Origin of the sequence: Tabrizicola sp., assembly GCF_016792905.1 — a bacterium.
GTDB lineage: Bacteria > Pseudomonadota > Alphaproteobacteria > Rhodobacterales > Rhodobacteraceae > Tabrizicola.
Genome location: NZ_JAEULP010000026.1, coordinates 83956 through 100515, shown reverse-complemented (window position 1 = coordinate 100515; position 16560 = coordinate 83956). Strand labels below are relative to the sequence as shown.

Sequence of the window (16560 nt, the reverse complement as noted above, 5' to 3'; positions counted from 1 at the left end):
TCGGGGCGCGCAGGGCCGTTACTTGGACGCGCCGACCACGAGGATCCAGTGGATCTTGTTGTCGGGGGCGGGGCTGACGGCGATCCCGACGCCCACGTCGCGCGCCTTGCGCAGAAGGATGTTGTCCTTGTGGTGCGGCGAGTGCATCCACCATTCCACCGCGCGGGCGCCCGTGGCGAAGCCGCGTCCGGTGTTTTCGGCGGCGGTGCGGAAACCGTAGCCCACGCGGCGCAGGCGGGTCTTGAGCGTGCCGCCGTCAGACGAGACATGGCTGATCGAGCGGCGCTTGGCGTTGTCGCAGGCCGCACCCTGGGCGGCCTTGTCGAGCTTGGCCGAGAGCGTCAGCGCCGAAAGCCCGCGCGCCTTGCGTTCGGCGTTGAGATGGGCGAGCAGTTCCTTCTGCATCGCATCGGCATTCGGGGGAATCGCACATCCGGCCTGGGCGGCAGCCCCGAGGCAAAGCAGTGTCGATGCGGCAATGGCCGCAAGGCGCATACGCAAAAGCATGACATTTCCCCATCGTTTGGCGCCATTCATCATTCCCAGAGCAGTTGGGCCGGATTCGGGCAGAATGTGGCGCAATTGGTGAAATATGCGAGAATTGTCGGCAATGCACTCGTCCTGCGGGAGAGTCGGCGAAGCTTTGCCGGGGGGCTTCGGCGTGACCCGGATATGCGATCGGATCGGCGCAAGGGTGACGGCGGGAGAATGGTCCCGGCCGCACGGACGCGCGGGCTGGACCGGAAGTCGCCGGGGTGCCCTTGCAGCCCCCGTGCCGCGCCACTAAGACTCTGGCAAGACTTTCGACGATATTCCTCGAAAAGACACGAGAGGCAGGCCCCGATGCGCGATCCCGTTGACCACTACATGAACACGCTTGTCCCCATGGTCGTCGAGCAGACCAGCCGGGGCGAACGCGCCTATGACATCTACAGCCGCCTTCTGAAGGAACGGATCATCTTCCTGGGCGGCCCGGTGCATGACGGCATGTCGAGCCTGATCTGCGCGCAGCTGCTGTTCCTGGAATCGGAAAACCCGTCCAAGGAAATCTCGATGTACATCAACAGCCCCGGCGGCGTTGTTACGGCGGGGCTCTCGATCTACGACACGATGCAGTACATCCGGCCGAAGATTTCCACGCTGGTGATCGGGCAGGCGGCCTCGATGGGCTCGCTTCTCCTGACGGCGGGGGAAAAGGGCATGCGCTTCAGCCTGCCGAACAGCCGGATCATGGTGCACCAGCCCTCGGGCGGCTACCAGGGCCAGGCGACCGACATCATGATCCACGCGCAGGAGACGCTGAAGCTGAAGCGCCGCCTGAACGAGATCTACGTCCGTCACACCGGCAACGACTATGACACGGTCGAACAGGCGCTGGAGCGCGACAACTTCATGTCGGCCGAGGATGCCAAGGCCTGGGGCCTGATCGACCAGATCCTGGAAAGCCGTGGAAAGGCCGACGATACGTCGAAATGACGCCCACATTCCGCCCGATGGTCCAACGACTTTTCGGGCGGGTTTTTCGGATTGTGGTGCCTTGGGGGTTGGCCTAAACTTCCGCCAAGGCTCCGGCCCTGTAGCACAGGGAATTGGCAGCAAAGCTTAGAGGACTGCGGATGGCGAACAACACCGGCGGCGACAGCAAGAACACGCTTTACTGTTCGTTCTGCGGCAAGAGCCAGCATGAGGTGCGCAAGCTGATCGCCGGGCCGACGGTCTTCATCTGCGATGAATGCGTCGAGCTGTGCATGGACATCATACGAGAGGAGACGAAGACCACGGGTCTGAAATCCTCGGATGGCGTGCCGACCCCGCGCGAGATCTGCAAGGTGCTGGACGACTACGTGATCGGCCAGATCCATGCCAAGCGCGTGCTGTCGGTCGCGGTGCACAACCACTACAAGCGGCTGAACCATTCGTCCAAGACCGATATCGAGCTGTCTAAGTCGAACATCCTCTTGATCGGCCCCACGGGCTGCGGCAAGACGCTTCTGGCGCAGACGCTGGCGCGCATCCTGGACGTGCCCTTCACCATGGCGGACGCGACCACGCTGACCGAGGCTGGTTACGTGGGGGAGGATGTGGAAAACATCATCCTGAAGCTGTTGCAGGCCAGCGAATACAACGTCGAACGGGCGCAGCGCGGGATCGTCTATATCGACGAGGTCGACAAGATCACGCGGAAGTCCGACAACCCCTCGATCACCCGCGACGTGTCGGGCGAGGGCGTGCAGCAGGCGCTCTTGAAGATCATGGAGGGCACCGTTGCCAGCGTGCCGCCGCAGGGGGGCCGCAAGCACCCGCAGCAGGAATTCCTGCAGGTGGACACCACGAACATCCTTTTCATCTGCGGCGGGGCCTTTGCCGGGCTGGAGAAGATCATCTCGCAGCGCAACAAGGGGTCGGGCATCGGCTTCGGGGCCGAGGTCAAGGGACCGGACGAACGCTCGGTCGGCGACCTGTTCAAGGAGCTGGAACCCGAGGATTTGCTCAAGTTCGGCCTGATCCCGGAATTCGTCGGCCGCCTGCCGGTGATCGCCACGCTGACCGACCTCGACGAGGCGGCGCTGGTCACGATCCTGACCGAGCCGAAGAATGCGCTGGTCAAGCAATACCAGCGCCTGTTCGAGATCGAGGGCGTGAAGCTCACCTTCACCGGCGACGCGCTGATCGCGATCGCCAAGCGGGCGATCAAGCGCAAGACCGGCGCACGCGGCCTGCGCTCGATCATGGAGGATATCCTTCTGGACACCATGTTCGAATTGCCGGGCATGGACGGGGTCGAGGAGGTCGTCGTCAAGGAAGAGGCCGTGAACAACGGTGCGAAACCGATGCTGGTCTATACCGAGACGAAGAAGAAAGAGCCTGCGAAGGCCTGACCTCCCGTCGGCTGAGTGAATGTCAGGCGGGCAGCTTGCCCGCCTTTTTCATGCGTCGATGGGATCATCCCAAGCGAGGGTGGTGAACCCCTCGCGGTGGGCAAAGATCGCGAGATGCTTGTCGATCACATGCCGGGCCTGGGGCAGGGCGGCAAGATCGGGGGCGGTGACGGTTGCGGTGAGCCGGTCGCCGTCGGCAACCAGGGTTGCCGGGCCGCTTCGCAAGGCGATGCTGCCCTGGTGGGGGTCAAAGCTGACTTCGGTCTTGTGGGCAAAGTGCTTGCACAGCTGTTGCAGGTATTGCGATGCCTTGGGGCTGGCAAGCGTTCCGGTTGAGCGGATCATTCAGGTCTCCTTTGCCCATCATACGCCCTGGCGTCAGTATTCCGTCGCGGGCGAAAACCGGCAAGGTCGGTGGTGCGCCCTCTGGACCTTGTAGCCCCTTTCCGCCATATCAGGGCAAACGATGCCGGAGGCCCGCCATGTACTTCCTCAAGCGCCTGCTGACCTGGTGGAACAGCCAGACCATCGGCACCCAGATCTTCACCTCGCGCAAAGGGGTGAAGGTGGGCGAGGATGATGCCGGGAACATCTTCTACCAGACCCGCGACGGCAAGCGGCGCTGGGTGATCTACAATGGCGAGATGGAAGCATCGCGCGTTTCGCCCGACTGGCACGGCTGGCTGCATTTCACTTGGGACGAGCCGCCGACCAAGGCCCCCTTGAAGCACAAGGCCTGGGAAAAGCCGCATCAGGAAAACCTGACCGGGACCGAGGCCGCCTATGTGCCGCCGGGGTCGATCCGCCGGGCCGAGCCGGTGGCGCGCCGGGACTATGAGGCCTGGCAGCCCGAGTGATGGCTTACGAACGCGCGGAAATCCTGGCCGGGGCGGCAATCCTGGCGGTAGCGGCGGGCTTTGCGCTTTATGCCGTGCGCGGATCGGGGATGGTCAGCGCGCCGGACAGTTATCCGCTGATCGCCAGCTTCCGCTCGGTCGAGGGGGTCACCGTCGGGACGGACGTTCGGTTGGCGGGGGTGAAGGTCGGGACGGTGACGGGACTGGTGCTGAACCCGCAGACCTATTTCGCCGATGCGACGATTTCGATGCGCAAGGATGTGGCGCTGCCCACGGATTCCACCATCCTGATTTCGTCCGAGGGACTGCTGGGCGGCAATTTCGTCGAGGTCCAGCCCGGCGGAGCCGAGGAAATGCTGGAGCCGGGCGGCGAGATCGAGGACACGCAGGGCGCGGTCAGCCTGATCACGCTTCTGATGAAGTTCGCCGGTGGCGGCGCGGAAGGTGCAGCACCCGCAGACGGGACCGCGACACCATGAAGGCGCTGGCCCTGCTCATGGCGCTGGCCCTGCCGGTTTCGGCGCAGGAAACGGGTGAGGCTCCGGCGGCGGAGTTCACCGACTCGGACGGCGCGCAGTTGCGCTTTCTGGACAAGCTCACCAACGAGACCGGCGATGTCGCCCTCAGTCGCGGGCAGACGGCCAAGTTCGGGCGGCTGGTGGTTCGGCTCGACAGCTGCCGCTATCCGACGGGCAACCCGGCGTCGGACGCCGAGGCGCATCTGACGGTGATCGAGGAGACGACCGAGGCTCCGCTGTTCAGCGGCTGGATGCTGGCGTCCTCGCCTGCGCTGTCCGCGCTGGATCATCCGCGCTATGACGTCTGGGTCCTGTCCTGCGTGCTGCCCGAGGCCCCGGCCGAACCGGCGACTTCGGAGGGCGAGGGCGAGAACTCCGGCGGATAAAACCGCGCTGACCTGCCAAGCGCGTCTTCCAGAAGACGGTGATACTCCGACCTCGGCAGCTCGCGCCCGCCGAGGCTGGCCAGATGCGGGGTCAGGAACTGGGTGTCGAACAGCCGGAACCCTCCGGCGCGCAGGCGGTGCACCGTATGGGCCAGTGCGATCTTCGAGGCGTCGGTCGCGCGCGAGAACATGCTTTCCCCGAAGAAGGCCGCGCCGAGCGTGACGCCGTAGACGCCACCGACCAGCCTGTCGCCTTGCCAAACCTCGATGCTGTGGGCCTGACCGAGGCCGTGCAACTGGAGGTAAAGCCGCTGGATGCGCTGGCTGATCCAGGTCTCCTCGCGGTCGGCGCAGGCCTCGACCACGGCTTCGAAGGCGGTGTCGGTGGTGACGCGGAACCGACCGGACCGGAGGCCTTTCGCCAGCGAGCGCGAGATGTGGAATCCGTCGAGCGGCAGCACGCCGCGCAGGCGCGGGTCGACCCAGTGGATGTCGGGGTCGTCGCGACCGTCCGACATCGGGAAGATTCCCATGGCATAGGCGCGCAGCAGGATGTCGGGGGTAAGATCTTCGCGCGAGGACGTCCCGGGCACTTACAAGATCCTTCGAAGGATTTTGCAAAAGTCTTCGAAGACTTTTGCGGCAGGGCGCCCCTCGGGACGCCCCTTCACCTTATGCGAACCGCTCGGCCAGCCATTTTTCCAGCCAGTGGATATTGTATTCCCCATTCTGGATGTCGGGCTCGGCCAGAAGCATGTGGAAGAGCGGGATCGAGGTGTCGATCCCGTCGATGATCAACTCGCTCAGCGCCCGCTTCAGCCGCGACAGCGCCTCGGGCCGGTCACGGCCATGGACGATCAGCTTGCCGATCAGGCTGTCGTAATAGGGCGGGATTCGGTAGCCGTCGTAGATGGCGCTGTCCATCCGCACGCCCAGGCCGCCGGGGGCATGGAACTGGGTGATCCGGCCGGGGCAGGGCGAGAAGTTCGGGATCTTCTCGGCGTTGATCCGGACCTCGATGGCGTGGCCGTTGATTTCGAGGTCATTCTGCGTGAATGACAGGTCCATGCCCGAGGCGACGCGGATCTGTTCGCGCACCAGGTCGACGCCGAAGATGCCTTCGGTAACGGGGTGTTCGACCTGCAGGCGGGTGTTCATCTCGATGAAATAGAACTTCCCATCCTCATAGAGGAACTCGATCGTGCCTGCGCCGATGTATTTCAGCTTCTGCATCGCATTGGCGCAGATGCCGCCGATTTCTGCGCGCAGCTTCGGGGTGATCACCGGGCCGGGGGCTTCCTCGAACACCTTCTGGTGGCGGCGTTGCAGCGAACAGTCGCGCTCGCCCAGATGCACCGCGCCGCCCTTGCCGTCGCCGAAGACCTGGATCTCGATGTGGCGCGGGCGCTGGAGATACTTCTCCATGTAGACTTCGTCATTGCCGAAGGCCGCCTTGGCCTCGGACCGGGCGGTGCGGAAGGCGATCTCCAGCTCCTCGACCGATTTCGCGACCTTCATGCCGCGCCCGCCGCCGCCGGCGGTGGCCTTGATGATGACCGGATAGCCGATCTCCTGGGCCACCCGCTTCGCGGTCTCGAAATCCGGGACGCCGCCGTCACTGCCGGGGACGACCGGGATACCCAGCGCCTTGGCGGTGTCCTTGGCGGTGATCTTGTCGCCCATGATGCGGATATGCTCCGCCGAAGGACCGATGAAGGTGATGCCGTGGTCTTCCAGCGCCTGGGCGAAGGCGGCGTTTTCCGACAGGAAGCCGTAGCCGGGATGCACGGCCTGCGCCCCGGTGATCTCGCAGGCCGAGATGATGGCGGCCTTGGAGAGATAGCTTTCGGACGAAGGCGCGGGGCCGATGCAGACGCTTTCGTCGGCCATGCGGACATGCATGGCATCGGCGTCGGCGGTGGAATGAACGGCGACCGACTTGATCCCCATTTCCTGGCAGGCCCGGATCACGCGCAGCGCGATCTCACCCCGGTTGGCGATCAGGATTTTATCGAACATGGGGCACCAGCCTTATTCGACGATCATCAGGGGGGCGCCGTATTCGACCGGGTGGCCGTCCTCGACCAGGATACGCTTCACGATCCCTGCGCGCGGGGCGGGGATGTGGTTCATCGTCTTCATCGCCTCGATGATCAGGACGGTCTGGCCTTCGCTGACCTGCGCGCCCACGGTCACGAAGGGCGAGGCGCCGGGTTCGGCGGCGAGGTAGACAGTCCCAACCATGGGCGAGGTCACGGCGCCGGGATGCTGGGCCGGGTCTTCGGGTGCTGCCGGAGCGGCGACGGCAGCCGGGGCGGCAGCGGGCGCGGCATGGTGCAGAACCGGGGCAGGCGCAGCGGCGACGGTCACCACGGTCGCCTGCTTCACCACGCGGACCTCAAGGCTGTCATCCTCGCCGTATTCCCGCTTCACCGACAATTCGGTCAGCTCGTTCTTGTTCAGAAGCTCGGCCAGGGCCGAGATGAAGGCGACGTCGGTGTCGGTGTTCTGCTTGCTCATCGGATCCTCTGTTCTTCGCTGCCCTGGGCGCGCGGGTTGGGCGCAGCCCCCCGCTTCTGGTATTCGGCGCTTATACCGAACCGGGGTGAGGCTGAAAAGCCGCGAAAGCTCCGGGTGGCTACGGAAGGAGTACATGGCCTGGAACGCGTTCCGCCAGGGTGTCGCTCCGCATCGGGTGCAGGCGGGCTGGCCGGGTCCTCTCCGGGCGGAGTGTCAGCCGGCTTCTTCAGGAGCCTGCAGGATCGGTTCCGGAATCCTGTCCCTTGGTGCGCCTTCCGACCGCTCGCAAGGATCGCACCATCGAACCGGGGCATCAGACAACTAGGCGCTGCGGGGCAGGTGGGCCGCCTCGCGCGCCAGCGTGGTGATCGCCGCCCAGTCGCCCTTCGCCATCGCCTCCTTCGGCGCAACCCAGCTGCCGCCGACGCAGAGGATGTTCTTCAGCGCCAGGTAGTCGGGCGCGATCTTCAGGCTGATCCCCCCCGTGGGGCAGAATTTCACCTGCGGAATCGGCGAGCCGATGGACTTGAGGTACGCCGCGCCGCCCGCCTGTTCTGCCGGGAAGAACTTCTGCACCGTGAAGCCCCGTTCCAGCAGCGCCATGATCTCCGACGCCGTCGCCGCCCCCGGCAGAAGCGGCAGGCCCTCGTCCTCGCAAGCCGCGATGATCCGCTCGGTCGCGCCCGGCGAGACGCCGAACATCGCCCCCGCCGCCTTGGCCGCCTTCACATCGGCAGGTGTCAGCAGCGTGCCCGCCCCGACAACTCCCCCCGGCACCTCCGCCATCGCCCGGATCGCATCCAGCGCGACGGGGGTGCGCAAAGTGACCTCCAGCGCAGGCAAGCCGCCCGCGACCAGCGCCTCGGCCAGCGGCTTGGCATGGGCCAGATCGTCGATCACCAGCACGGGAACGACGGGGGCAAGGCGGCAGATCTTCGCGGCCTCAGTGGATTGCTGGGCGGGGGTCATGGTCGGCTCCTTCAGGCCCCGGCGAGGGGCGGGTGGATGGTGCGGGAGCCTCCGGCGGGGATATTTGCGCCAGTATGAAAGCGCAAGGGCAGAGCTGACCCCTCACCTCGGGCCCGTTTGCGGGGGGAGGCGAGGGGCCCTTCACACTGGACGGTCATCGGCGTCCCCGCCTGTACCGTAGCCAGAAGATGCACCGCCAATCCTTTCATACTGGTTAAAATATCCCCGCCGGAGGCAGCGACAGTCGGTCCGGGCGCGCGGCCCGGGAAGTCAGATCACGAGGGCCGCGCCGGTATCGGCCGATCCCACGTTGCGGCGGAAGGCGGCGAACAGCTCGCGGCCGATGCCGTGCTCGTTGGCAGAAAGGTCCGCCACCACGGGCGCGCGGTTGTCGAAATCGGGCGAAAGGACGGTCAGCGTTCCCGCCACCGCGTCCAGCCGGACGATGTCACGATCGCGGAGCCGGGCCAGCGGGCCACCGGCGGCAGCTTCGGGCGCCACATGGATCGCCGCCGGGACCTTGCCGCTCGCCCCGGACATCCGGCCATCGGTCACCAGTGCCACCTTCAGCCCCCTGTCCTGCAACACGCTCAGCGTCGGCGTCAGCGAATGCAGCTCCGGCATCCCGTTCGCCTGCGGGCCCTGGAAGCGCACAACGACGACAGTGTCGCTGGTGAACTCCCCCGCCTTGAACGCCGCCTTCACCGCATCCTGGGAATGGAAGACGCGGGCGGGGGCTTCGATGACATGTCGTTCCGGCGCGACGGCGGATACCTTGATCACGCCCTTCCCCAGGTTCCCCGTCAGAAGCTTCAGCCCCCCCTGTGCCGCGAAAGGCTCGGTCGCGGGCCGCACGATCCGGTCGTTCAGGCTGACGACCGGCCCCGCACGCCAGGCGAGCTGCCCGTCCTCCAGCACCGGTTCCTGCCGATAGAAGGCGAGCCCGTCCCCGGCCACCGTCTTCGCATCCCCATGCAGAAGCCCCGCATCCAGAAGCTGGCCGATCAGGAACTGCAACCCCCCCGCCGCGTGGAAGTGGTTCACGTCCGCCAGGCCATTCGGGTAGACCTTCGCCATCAGGGGCACCGCTTCGCTGAGGTCGGCGAAGTCCTGCAAATCCAGCAGCACCCCCGAACAGCGCGCCATCGCGGGCAGGTGCAGCACCAGGTTCGTCGACCCGCCGGTCGCCATGAGCCCGACGATGCCGTTGACATAGGCGCGTTCGTCCAACACCTCGCCCGCCGGGCGGAAGTCGTTGCCCAAGGCGGTGATCGCTGCGGCCCGCTCGACGGCCGCCACTGTCAGCGCCTCGCGCAGGGGCGTGCCGGGGTTCACGAAACTGGCGCCGGGCAGGTGCAGGCCCATCAGCTCCATCAGCATCTGGTTGGTGTTGGCCGTGCCGTAGAAGGTGCAGGTTCCCGGTCCATGGTAGCTCGCCATCTCGGCGGCCATCAGTTCCTCGCGCGTTGCCCGCCCCTCGGCCCAGGCATTGCGCACCTTTGACTTCTGGTCGTTCGGAATGCCGCTCGTCATCGGCCCCGCCGGAACGAAGACCGCAGGGACATGGCCGAAGGTCGCCGCCGCCATCACCAGGCCGGGCACGATCTTGTCGCAGACGCCCAGGTACAGCGCTGCATCGAAGCAGTCGTGGCTCATCGCCACCCCTGCCGCCAGGGCGATGACGTCGCGGGAAAAGAGCGACAGCTCCATCCCCGGCTGACCTTGCGTGACCCCGTCGCACATCGCCGGGACCCCGCCCGCGACCTGCACCGTGACCCCCGCCTTCGCCGCCGCAGCCCGGATCAGGTCCGGGTAGCGCTCATAGGGCTGATGCGCCGAGAGCATGTCGTTGTAGGCGGTGATCACCCCAAGGTTCGCGACCTTCGCGTCGACCAGATCGCCTTTCGCCGCCCCCATCGCCGCATAGGCATGGGCCTGGTTGCCACAGCTCAGATGCGCGCGGACCGGGCCCTTCGCCACCGCCCGCGTCATACGCTCCAGGTACGCTCCGCGCGACGTCTCGGACCGTGCACGGATGCGGTCGGTGACGCGGGCGATGGTGGGGTGCAGTGGCATGGCGTCCTCTGGGCTTTGCGGTCGGGCTGCGTATAACAGCATGTGTTAGCGCTAACAACAGGCAATTGACGCCGAAACGAGGCCATTCTTCAACCAAAGCGGGTATTGGCAAGGCTCGCGCATCTATCGGCACGGGAATGCCAGAATATGGGCCGAATCTTTACCGACCCGAGTCCAAAAGCCAACAAACAAACATGGAAGAAGGCGGTACGGTTTTCGATTTTCTGGAGAATGGATGATGAAAAAGCTTTCGATCCTTGCCCCGGCCGTTGCTGTCGGCGTTCTGCTTTCGGCAATGGTTCTTGCGGCGCCGATCTCGGGCGCAGGCAAAGCCTCGCTCGCGCAGGCCCCTGACCGTGCGACGGCCTATCTGACGGCTTCGGCCGACTGATCAGGCGGGCGGGGTCCTGGCAGTCAGGTAATCCGCACCTTCCGACCCTGCCTCCGGCGTTGCGCGAGGGCTTCGTATCGACGACACTTTCAGCCGTCATCGATCGGAGCCCTGCCATGCGCCTTGCCGCCCCTCTTCTGTCCCTTGCCCTTGTCCTGTGCGCCCCGGTTGCACATGCGCAAGATGACACCATGTCTGCCGCCGCGTCCCCCGGGATCATGTTCAGCAGCTCCATCAGCCTGAACATGCCGCTTGCCGGGGCGGACCCTGCCGCGCGTCGGGTCGAGGAAGACGGCCATCGCCGCGACCTCTACGCCCGCTCGGTCGGGGAATGCCAGGTTCTGCTCGACAGCATCGCGAAAAGCTGTGTCATCACCTCGATCAGCATCTCGACCCAGATCAACAGCAACCCCGGCCAGCCCGATTATCTGTATCTCTCCGCCAACATCGCCATGCAGGTAGCGCTGAAGTAACCTTCCGGGCGGGCGCGAAAGCGGCTATGCGGGCGCCTCAAGGCACAGCCGGAAGGGACCAGCATGACTTCGACAGATGACGACGCTGCGCCTCGCGCCCATCCCGTCGTGCGCCTGAAACCCAAGGCCGAAGCGCGGGCGATCCGGCACGGCTTCCCCTGGGTCTATGCCGACGAGCTTGTGACCGACCGGCGGACGCAAGCCCTGACTGCCGGTGCGCTGGCGGTGCTGGAAGATGGCGAGCGCCGCCCCCTGGGCCTCGTCACCGTCAACGTGAAATCGAAGATCATCGCCCGGATGCTGGACCGCGACCTCGAGGCGGTGATCGACCGAGCCTGGTTCGCGGCGCGGCTGGAACGGGCATTGGCGCATCGCGCGCGGCTCTATCCCGATCCGTTCTACCGCCTTGTCCATGCCGAGGCCGACGGCCTGCCTGGCGTGGTGATCGACCGCTTTGGCGACGTGGCCGTGGTCCAGCCGAATGCCGCCTGGGCCGAAGCCGCGCTTTCGGATCTGGTTGCCGCACTGGTCGCGGTGACGGGCGTGGCGACGGTGATCAAGAACGGCTCGGGCCGCGCGCGCGGGCTGGAGGGGCTGGCCGAGGAGATTGCCGTCGTCCACGGAACCGCGCCGACCGGCCCGGTGCCCGTGCCGATGAACGGCGCGACCTACATGGCCGACCTGATGGGCGGCCAGAAGACCGGTCTCTTCTTCGACCAGCGCGAGAACCATGCCTTCGCCGCCCGGCTGGCCAAGGGCGCCAGAGTGCTGGATGTCTTCTCGCATGTCGGGGGCTTTGCCTTGGCGGCGCTCGCCAACGGGGCCGAGTCTGCGCTGGCCGTCGACGCCTCGGCCCCCGCGCTGGCGCTGGCGGGGCAGGGGGCCGAAGCCTCCGGTTTCGCCGACCGCTTCACCACGCGGCAGGGCGATGCCTTCGCGGTGCTGGAGGCGCTCGGCACGGAAGGCGCGCAGTTCGATCTGGTGATCTGCGATCCGCCAGCCTTCGCCCCGGCGAAACCCGCGCTTGAGGCGGGTCTGCGCGCCTATGAACGCGTCGCGCGTCTTGCCGCGGCTCTCGTCGCGCCCGGCGGCTATCTTGTGCTCTGCTCCTGCTCCCATGCCGCCGACCTGCACGCCTTCCGCAACGCCAGCGCCCGCGGAATCGGGCGCGGGGGCAGGCGCAGCCAGATCATCCACACCGGCTTTGCCGGGCCGGATCACCCGGTCCTGCCGCAACTGGCCGAATCCTCTTACCTCAAGGCGCTGGCCTTCCGGCTGGACGGATGAAGGCCGTCCTCGACGCCTGCGTGCTCTATCCCACCGTCCTGCGCGAAATCCTGCAGGGTGCGGGCGAGGCCGGGCTTTATGAGCCCGTCTTCTCCGACCGCATCCTGCGCGAATGGGTGCTGGCCACCGCCAAGCTTGGCCCCGCCGCCCCGGCAATCGCCGAAGGAGAGGCCGCAATCCTGCGCGCCAGCTTCCCCCGGGCGCTGGTCCGCGAACAGCCGCAGATCGAAGCGCGGCTCCTCCTCCCCGACCCGAACGACCGGCATGTGCTGGCCACCGCCATCGCCGGCAGCGCCGATGCCATCGTCACCTTCAACGCGCAGGATTTCCCCGGCCATGCGCTCGCCGCCGAAGGTGTGACCCGCCGCGACCCGGACGGGTTTCTGTGGGAACTGCACTCCCGCCACCCCGAGGCAATGGCTGGTATCGTGGAAACGGTCCGGGCCAGGGCCGAGGCGATCTCGGGCCAGCCGGTCGCGCTGAAGGGCCTGCTGAAGCGGGCGAAACTCTACCGGCTGGCGAAGGCATTGGGGGCATAACGCCCAAAATCCTTGAGCAAGGAATTTCACAAGTTTCTTCCTCAAGAAACTTGGCCCGGCCGCCCCCACCGCGCCTCGTTCGCCTCGATCGCCGCGATCCGCTCCTCGACATGCGGATGGCTCAGCAGCCAGGCCGGTATCCCTTCCGCCCGGTTCCGGGTCAGCGCATCCAGCTTGCGGAAGAGCGATTTCTGCGGCCCGGTCCCGATCCCCGCCTTGATCAGGAGCGCCGTCGCCCAGGCATCCGCCTCGAACTCGTCCCGCCGCGACAGCCTTGCCATCAGCGCGGTCGAAATCAGGTTGGCGATCCAGACCCCGATGAACGGCAGAAACCGGCTCAAGAGCGCCGACAGCATCACGAAGACCGCATTCTGCCCGGTGAAGTCGATCATCCGGCGCCGCATGTGCCCCTGCGCCACATGGCCCATCTCATGCGCGATGACGCTTGCCAGCTCTTCCGCCGTCACCTCGCCCTGCGCTTTCCGGTTCAGGAACCCGCGCGTCAGGAATATCCTTCCGTCCGGCGCCGCCAGCCCGTTGACCGGTTCCACCTCGAAGACGCGGACCTTGATCTCCGGTATCCCCATCGCCGCTGCCATCCGGTCGGCAAGGCGCGTGATCGACGGGTCGGTCAGCGGCTGCGACTGCGCATCCAGCAGCTTCCGCGTGCGCCAGACCGAAAAGCGCATCATCAGGAAGGCGTATAGGACGACAAAAAGGATCGGCAGGAACTTGGTCATGGAGGGGATATAGTCACCCGCCGCCGCCCCGCAACGCTCAGCGCAGCTCGCGCACGCCCCGGGCCAGCCCGTCCAGCGTCATCGGCACCATGCGGTCCTCGAAGATATCCCGGATCAGCGCGGTGGATCGGCTGTGGCCCCAGGCCCGCGCCTCGACCGGGTTGATCCACAGGTGATGCGGCCACTGCGCGCGCAGTCGTCGCAGCCAGACCTCGCCCGCCTCGCGGTTCCAGTGCTCGTTCGCGCCCCCCGGATGCGTCACCTCATAGGGCGACATCGCCGCATCGCCGACGACGATCAGCCGCCAGTCCGGCCCGTAGGTCCGCAGGACGTCCCAGGTCGGCGTCTGGTGGTCCCAGCGCCGCCGGTTGTCGCGCCAGAGCCCCTCATAGACGCAGTTGTGGAAGTAGAAGAGCTCCAGATGCCGGAACTCCGCCTTGGCGGCGGTGAACAGCTCCTCCATCACCCTCACATGCGGGTCCATCGAGCCGCCGATGTCGAGCATCAGCAGCACCTTCACCGCATTGCGCCGCTCGGGCCGCGTCTGCACGTCCAGCCACCCCTGCGCCGCCGTCGCGCGGATGGTGCCGTCAAGGTCCAGCTCCTCCGCCGCCCCCTCGCGTGCCCAGCGGCGCAAGCGGCGCAGCGCCAGCTTCATCGTCCGCGTGCCGATTTCCGCGTCGCCATCAAGGTTGCGGAACTCGCGCCGGTCCCAGACCTTGACCGCGCGCTGGTGGCGGCTTGCGTCCTGCCCGATCCGTACCCCTTCCGGGTTGTAGCCATAGGCCCCGAACGGCGAGGTCCCCGCCGTCCCGATCCATTTCGACCCGCCCTGATGCCGCCCCTTCTGCTCGGCCAGCCGCTGCCGCAGGGTCTCCATCAGCTTGTCGAACCCGCCCAAAGCCTCGATCGCCGCGCGTTCCTCCGCACTCAGATGCCGCTCGGACAGCTTTTCCAGCCAGTCGCGCGGCAGGTTCAGCGCCTCCAGCACCTGCTCGGCCGTCACGCCGTCCAGCCCGCCGAAGGCCCGGGCGAAGGCGCGGTCGAAACGGTCGATGTGGCGCTCGTCCTTGACCATGGTCAGGCGCGCCAGATGGTAGAATCCCTCGGGATCATGGATCACCAGCCCCGCCGCCAGCGCTTCGAGAAAGCCCAGAAACTCGCGCAGGGACACTGGCACGCCTTCCTCCCGCAAGGTCTGGAAGAACGGCAGGAACATCCCCTACCCCCGCATCATGCGGTCAAGGTAGATGGTGATGAACAGGCCGATAAGCCCGAAGATGATGGCATGCGCTGCGGCGTACAGCAGGATGTCGGCCAGCTTGCCGCCCCGCGCCTTCGCCCGCAGGCCGCCGCCGATTGCGCCCAGAACCAGACCGCCGATCACGAACATCTCGCCCCATTTCCGGGGCGGTTCCGCCCCTCAGCCCTTCGCCGCCCGGCCCGCCACGGCGGCGATGTCGCGCATCCGGGCCTTGACCACGCTGTCAGGCCCGAAGCCATAGCGCGCGAAAGGGGCACTGTCGAGCCGCAGCGCCGCGGCGGCACCGGGGTTGCCAAGATCGTCCAGCGCCTCGGCCTTGATCAGCATCAGCGTTGCGAGAAGGGCCGCGTTCTCGTGCCGTTTCACCACCGGGATTGCCCGGTCGGCAAGTTGCACCGCCGCCTCGGGCAGGCCGCCGGACAGGGCCATGGCGGCAAGCTGCATGTCGATATGGGCCAGCTGCAACTCGCCCCCCGGCAGGCGGGCATAGATCGCGGCGGCCCGCTCGAACGCGTCGAGCGCCCGCGCAGGTTCGCTTCCCGCCATCAGCCGACCCACGGCGAAATAGCTGAAGGCGGCGCGACCGTCCTGCCATCCCGCCCCCTGGGCGATCGCAAGCGCATGTTCCGCCGCCGCCTTGCGCGCGGACAGCGAGCCGTTGCGCCCCAGCGCCGTCTCGATCGCACGGGTCCAGTCGGGCGGGTTTCCGGTCACGGCCCCGGCGCTGCCCCCCAGCCGCGCCGCAACTTCCTCCCGGCTCATGCCGCTTGCCAGCGCGGGCGAATAGGTCATCCGCAGGATGTCCATGTCGAAGCTGGTCAGCACCGAATGGAAATTGTCGTCGTTGAAGACGCTGTCAGGCAACCGGTACAGGTCGTTCAGGGGCCCGAGCGCCTGGGCCAGTTCCTCATGCAGGCAGTCACGCACTTCCTGGGGGCTCGTGTCCGACGGAATGAAGATCGCCGCCCGCTCGCGCCGGGTCACGCTTGCCCAGTCCACCGCATCCGACCCGCGCTTGCGGCGGTATTCGGCCAGCGAGCCGACATTCGGCACCACGAAGCAGGCCGCCGTCGGGGCAAGGCGGCGCAGCTCGGCCCGCGTGGCGAATTCCACGGTGATCGTCGCGTCGCCTGTCGCTGGGGAAATGTCGATCCCGGCCTCGCTGCGCAACCTGCCGATCAGCGCGGCGAGGTCCTTCGCGGCGGTCGCGGGGGCAGCGCCCCGCATGGCCACCGTCACCGGCCCCTCGAAGCGGCTGAACGTGTCCAGCGCGCGCCCGCTTTCCATGCCGAAGGTCAGGTCCATGAAATCGCGCGTCAGCGACGAACCCGTCACCGGCCCCGCGAGCGCGCGATAGGCGGTCGGGGTGCCGAAGCCCACGCCCACCTCGACCGGCGGACGATTCTTCGACACCTGCGCGGTCGGGGCGCAGGCGGCCAGCGCGGTCAGGGCGGCAACAATCAGGGGCAGGCGCATCGAAAGACCAGTCATGCAGCGCCCCTGGCAGCTGGGGCAGGCTAAGTCTCCGGCCATGATGCCTGCGGAGTCAATTCGCGAAAAAACGCGGCTTTTCTGACCACTATCCCTCGCGGTTAAAGTGCAGCGGGCCGCAGGATGTATAAGCGCCTGTCACGGAATATTACAAATCCAACACCCGCGCC

At 66.7% G+C, this 16560-nt stretch carries 20 protein-coding genes; 9 read left to right on the top strand and 11 right to left on the bottom strand.

The features are described from left to right. Nucleotides 1–18 precede the first annotated feature (18 nt). On the bottom strand, nt 19–405 hold the full coding sequence (locus tag JNL31_RS05535) for a CAP domain-containing protein (protein WP_294970892.1): 387 nt from the start codon (nt 403–405) through the stop codon (nt 19–21). A gap of 438 nt (nt 406–843) precedes the next feature. On the opposite strand from JNL31_RS05535, the gene clpP reads away from it, so the two are divergent. Together clpP and clpX are read left to right on the top strand one after the other, a co-directional pair. Continuing rightward, nucleotides 844–1476, top strand: a complete 633-nt coding sequence (clpP, locus tag JNL31_RS05530; protein WP_294970891.1) for an ATP-dependent Clp endopeptidase proteolytic subunit ClpP — start codon at nt 844–846, stop codon at nt 1474–1476. A gap of 140 nt (nt 1477–1616) precedes the next feature. Next, nucleotides 1617–2879: an ATP-dependent Clp protease ATP-binding subunit ClpX gene (gene clpX, locus JNL31_RS05525; protein WP_294970890.1), complete on the top strand. Its 1263-nt coding sequence runs from the start codon at nt 1617–1619 to the stop codon at nt 2877–2879. A gap of 48 nt (nt 2880–2927) precedes the next feature. Here the strand turns inward: clpX and JNL31_RS05520 are convergent, their stop codons facing one another. After that, a complete protein-coding gene (locus tag JNL31_RS05520; RefSeq protein ID WP_294970888.1) occupies nt 2928–3224 on the bottom strand; it encodes a DUF2218 domain-containing protein in 297 nt (98 codons plus the stop codon). Nucleotides 3225–3361: 137 nt separating this feature from the next. Between JNL31_RS05520 and JNL31_RS05515 the strand changes: the two genes are divergently transcribed. Genes JNL31_RS05515 through JNL31_RS05505 form a run of 3 tightly spaced genes read left to right on the top strand, consistent with a single transcriptional unit; the run spans nt 3362 to nt 4640 of the window. Continuing rightward, nucleotides 3362–3736: an NADH:ubiquinone oxidoreductase subunit NDUFA12 gene (locus tag JNL31_RS05515; protein WP_294970886.1), complete on the top strand. Its 375-nt coding sequence runs from the start codon at nt 3362–3364 to the stop codon at nt 3734–3736. Next, complete coding sequence (mlaD, locus tag JNL31_RS05510) at nt 3736–4215, top strand: outer membrane lipid asymmetry maintenance protein MlaD (RefSeq protein WP_294970884.1); 480 nt, start codon at nt 3736–3738, stop codon at nt 4213–4215. Before JNL31_RS05515 ends, mlaD begins: the two co-directional genes overlap by 1 nt. Next, nucleotides 4212–4640, top strand: a complete 429-nt coding sequence (locus JNL31_RS05505; protein WP_294970882.1) for a DUF2155 domain-containing protein — start codon at nt 4212–4214, stop codon at nt 4638–4640. Before mlaD ends, JNL31_RS05505 begins: the two co-directional genes overlap by 4 nt. Here the strand turns inward: JNL31_RS05505 and aat are convergent. The 5 genes from aat to edd form a co-directional block, all read right to left on the bottom strand. Beyond that, nucleotides 4550–5233, bottom strand: a complete 684-nt coding sequence (gene aat, locus JNL31_RS05500) for a leucyl/phenylalanyl-tRNA--protein transferase (protein WP_294970880.1) — start codon at nt 5231–5233, stop codon at nt 4550–4552. The two genes, JNL31_RS05505 and aat, sit on opposite strands and share 91 nt — an antisense overlap. A 79-nt stretch (nt 5234–5312) precedes the next feature. Then, nucleotides 5313–6659, bottom strand: a complete 1347-nt coding sequence (gene accC, locus JNL31_RS05495) for an acetyl-CoA carboxylase biotin carboxylase subunit (protein ID WP_294970878.1) — start codon at nt 6657–6659, stop codon at nt 5313–5315. Between the two features lie 12 nt (nt 6660–6671). Further along, nucleotides 6672–7160, bottom strand: a complete 489-nt coding sequence (gene accB, locus JNL31_RS05490) for an acetyl-CoA carboxylase biotin carboxyl carrier protein (protein ID WP_294970877.1) — start codon at nt 7158–7160, stop codon at nt 6672–6674. A gap of 321 nt (nt 7161–7481) precedes the next feature. Further along, nucleotides 7482–8129: a bifunctional 4-hydroxy-2-oxoglutarate aldolase/2-dehydro-3-deoxy-phosphogluconate aldolase gene (gene eda / locus JNL31_RS05485; protein ID WP_294970875.1), complete on the bottom strand. Its 648-nt coding sequence runs from the start codon at nt 8127–8129 to the stop codon at nt 7482–7484. A gap of 270 nt (nt 8130–8399) precedes the next feature. After that, on the bottom strand, nt 8400–10205 hold the full coding sequence (gene edd, locus JNL31_RS05480; protein ID WP_294970873.1) for a phosphogluconate dehydratase: 1806 nt from the start codon (nt 10203–10205) through the stop codon (nt 8400–8402). 238 nt (nt 10206–10443) lie between these two features. Between edd and JNL31_RS05475 the strand changes: the two genes are divergently transcribed. From JNL31_RS05475 to JNL31_RS05460, 4 genes are all read left to right on the top strand, one after another. Next, nucleotides 10444–10596, top strand: a complete 153-nt coding sequence (locus JNL31_RS05475; protein ID WP_294970871.1) for a hypothetical protein — start codon at nt 10444–10446, stop codon at nt 10594–10596. Between the two features lie 218 nt (nt 10597–10814). Further along, nucleotides 10815–11069, top strand: coding sequence for a hypothetical protein (locus JNL31_RS05470; protein WP_294970869.1), 255 nt, complete (start codon nt 10815–10817; stop codon nt 11067–11069). A 63-nt stretch (nt 11070–11132) separates the two neighbouring features. After that, nucleotides 11133–12356: an RSP_2647 family RNA methyltransferase gene (locus tag JNL31_RS05465; RefSeq protein WP_294970867.1), complete on the top strand. Its 1224-nt coding sequence runs from the start codon at nt 11133–11135 to the stop codon at nt 12354–12356. Then, on the top strand, nt 12353–12895 hold the full coding sequence (locus JNL31_RS05460) for an RSP_2648 family PIN domain-containing protein (RefSeq protein WP_294970865.1): 543 nt from the start codon (nt 12353–12355) through the stop codon (nt 12893–12895). Before JNL31_RS05465 ends, JNL31_RS05460 begins: the two co-directional genes overlap by 4 nt. Nucleotides 12896–12936: 41 nt before the next feature. On the opposite strand, the gene JNL31_RS05455 is transcribed toward JNL31_RS05460, so the two are convergent. Genes JNL31_RS05455 through JNL31_RS05440 form a run of 4 tightly spaced genes read right to left on the bottom strand, consistent with a single transcriptional unit; the run spans nt 12937 to nt 16390 of the window. Then, the gene (locus tag JNL31_RS05455) at nt 12937–13635 is read right to left on the bottom strand and encodes a M48 family metallopeptidase (RefSeq protein ID WP_294970863.1); all 699 of its coding nucleotides are present in this window, start codon (nt 13633–13635) and stop codon (nt 12937–12939) included. A 37-nt stretch (nt 13636–13672) separates the two neighbouring features. Beyond that, the gene (locus JNL31_RS05450; protein ID WP_294970862.1) at nt 13673–14854 is read right to left on the bottom strand and encodes a VWA domain-containing protein; all 1182 of its coding nucleotides are present in this window, start codon (nt 14852–14854) and stop codon (nt 13673–13675) included. Between the two features lie 3 nt (nt 14855–14857). Continuing rightward, nucleotides 14858–15028: a hypothetical protein gene (locus tag JNL31_RS05445; RefSeq protein ID WP_294970860.1), complete on the bottom strand. Its 171-nt coding sequence runs from the start codon at nt 15026–15028 to the stop codon at nt 14858–14860. A 30-nt stretch (nt 15029–15058) separates the two neighbouring features. Next, nucleotides 15059–16390 carry a DUF2927 domain-containing protein gene (locus tag JNL31_RS05440; RefSeq protein ID WP_294970858.1) on the bottom strand — a complete coding sequence of 444 codons (1332 nt, stop codon included), beginning with the start codon at nt 16388–16390 and terminating at the stop codon, nt 15059–15061. Nucleotides 16391–16560: the final 170 nt, after the last annotated feature.

Bases quoted from the DNA above. Each gene is read 5' to 3' on its own strand.
- accB (WP_294970877.1), bottom strand. From the start codon at position 7,160: ATGAGCAAGCAGAACACCGACACCGACGTCGCCTTCATCTCGGCCCTG.
- JNL31_RS05455 (WP_294970863.1), bottom strand. From the start codon at position 13,635: ATGACCAAGTTCCTGCCGATCCTTTTTGTCGTCCTATACGCCTTCCTG.
- accC (WP_294970878.1), bottom strand. From the start codon at position 6,659: ATGTTCGATAAAATCCTGATCGCCAACCGGGGTGAGATCGCGCTGCGC.
- clpP (WP_294970891.1), top strand. From the start codon at position 844: ATGCGCGATCCCGTTGACCACTACATGAACACGCTTGTCCCCATGGTC.
- eda (WP_294970875.1), bottom strand. From the start codon at position 8,129: ATGACCCCCGCCCAGCAATCCACTGAGGCCGCGAAGATCTGCCGCCTT.
- JNL31_RS05440 (WP_294970858.1), bottom strand. From the start codon at position 16,390: ATGACTGGTCTTTCGATGCGCCTGCCCCTGATTGTTGCCGCCCTGACC.
- clpX (WP_294970890.1), top strand. From the start codon at position 1,617: ATGGCGAACAACACCGGCGGCGACAGCAAGAACACGCTTTACTGTTCG.
- edd (WP_294970873.1), bottom strand. From the start codon at position 10,205: ATGCCACTGCACCCCACCATCGCCCGCGTCACCGACCGCATCCGTGCA.
- JNL31_RS05475 (WP_294970871.1), top strand. From the start codon at position 10,444: ATGAAAAAGCTTTCGATCCTTGCCCCGGCCGTTGCTGTCGGCGTTCTG.
- JNL31_RS05515 (WP_294970886.1), top strand. From the start codon at position 3,362: ATGTACTTCCTCAAGCGCCTGCTGACCTGGTGGAACAGCCAGACCATC.
- JNL31_RS05505 (WP_294970882.1), top strand. From the start codon at position 4,212: ATGAAGGCGCTGGCCCTGCTCATGGCGCTGGCCCTGCCGGTTTCGGCG.
- JNL31_RS05470 (WP_294970869.1), top strand. From the start codon at position 10,815: ATGTTCAGCAGCTCCATCAGCCTGAACATGCCGCTTGCCGGGGCGGAC.
- JNL31_RS05465 (WP_294970867.1), top strand. From the start codon at position 11,133: ATGACTTCGACAGATGACGACGCTGCGCCTCGCGCCCATCCCGTCGTG.
- JNL31_RS05445 (WP_294970860.1), bottom strand. From the start codon at position 15,028: ATGTTCGTGATCGGCGGTCTGGTTCTGGGCGCAATCGGCGGCGGCCTG.
- mlaD (WP_294970884.1), top strand. From the start codon at position 3,736: ATGGCTTACGAACGCGCGGAAATCCTGGCCGGGGCGGCAATCCTGGCG.
- JNL31_RS05460 (WP_294970865.1), top strand. From the start codon at position 12,353: ATGAAGGCCGTCCTCGACGCCTGCGTGCTCTATCCCACCGTCCTGCGC.
- JNL31_RS05535 (WP_294970892.1), bottom strand. From the start codon at position 405: ATGCAGAAGGAACTGCTCGCCCATCTCAACGCCGAACGCAAGGCGCGC.
- JNL31_RS05520 (WP_294970888.1), bottom strand. From the start codon at position 3,224: ATGATCCGCTCAACCGGAACGCTTGCCAGCCCCAAGGCATCGCAATAC.
- JNL31_RS05450 (WP_294970862.1), bottom strand. From the start codon at position 14,854: ATGTTCCTGCCGTTCTTCCAGACCTTGCGGGAGGAAGGCGTGCCAGTG.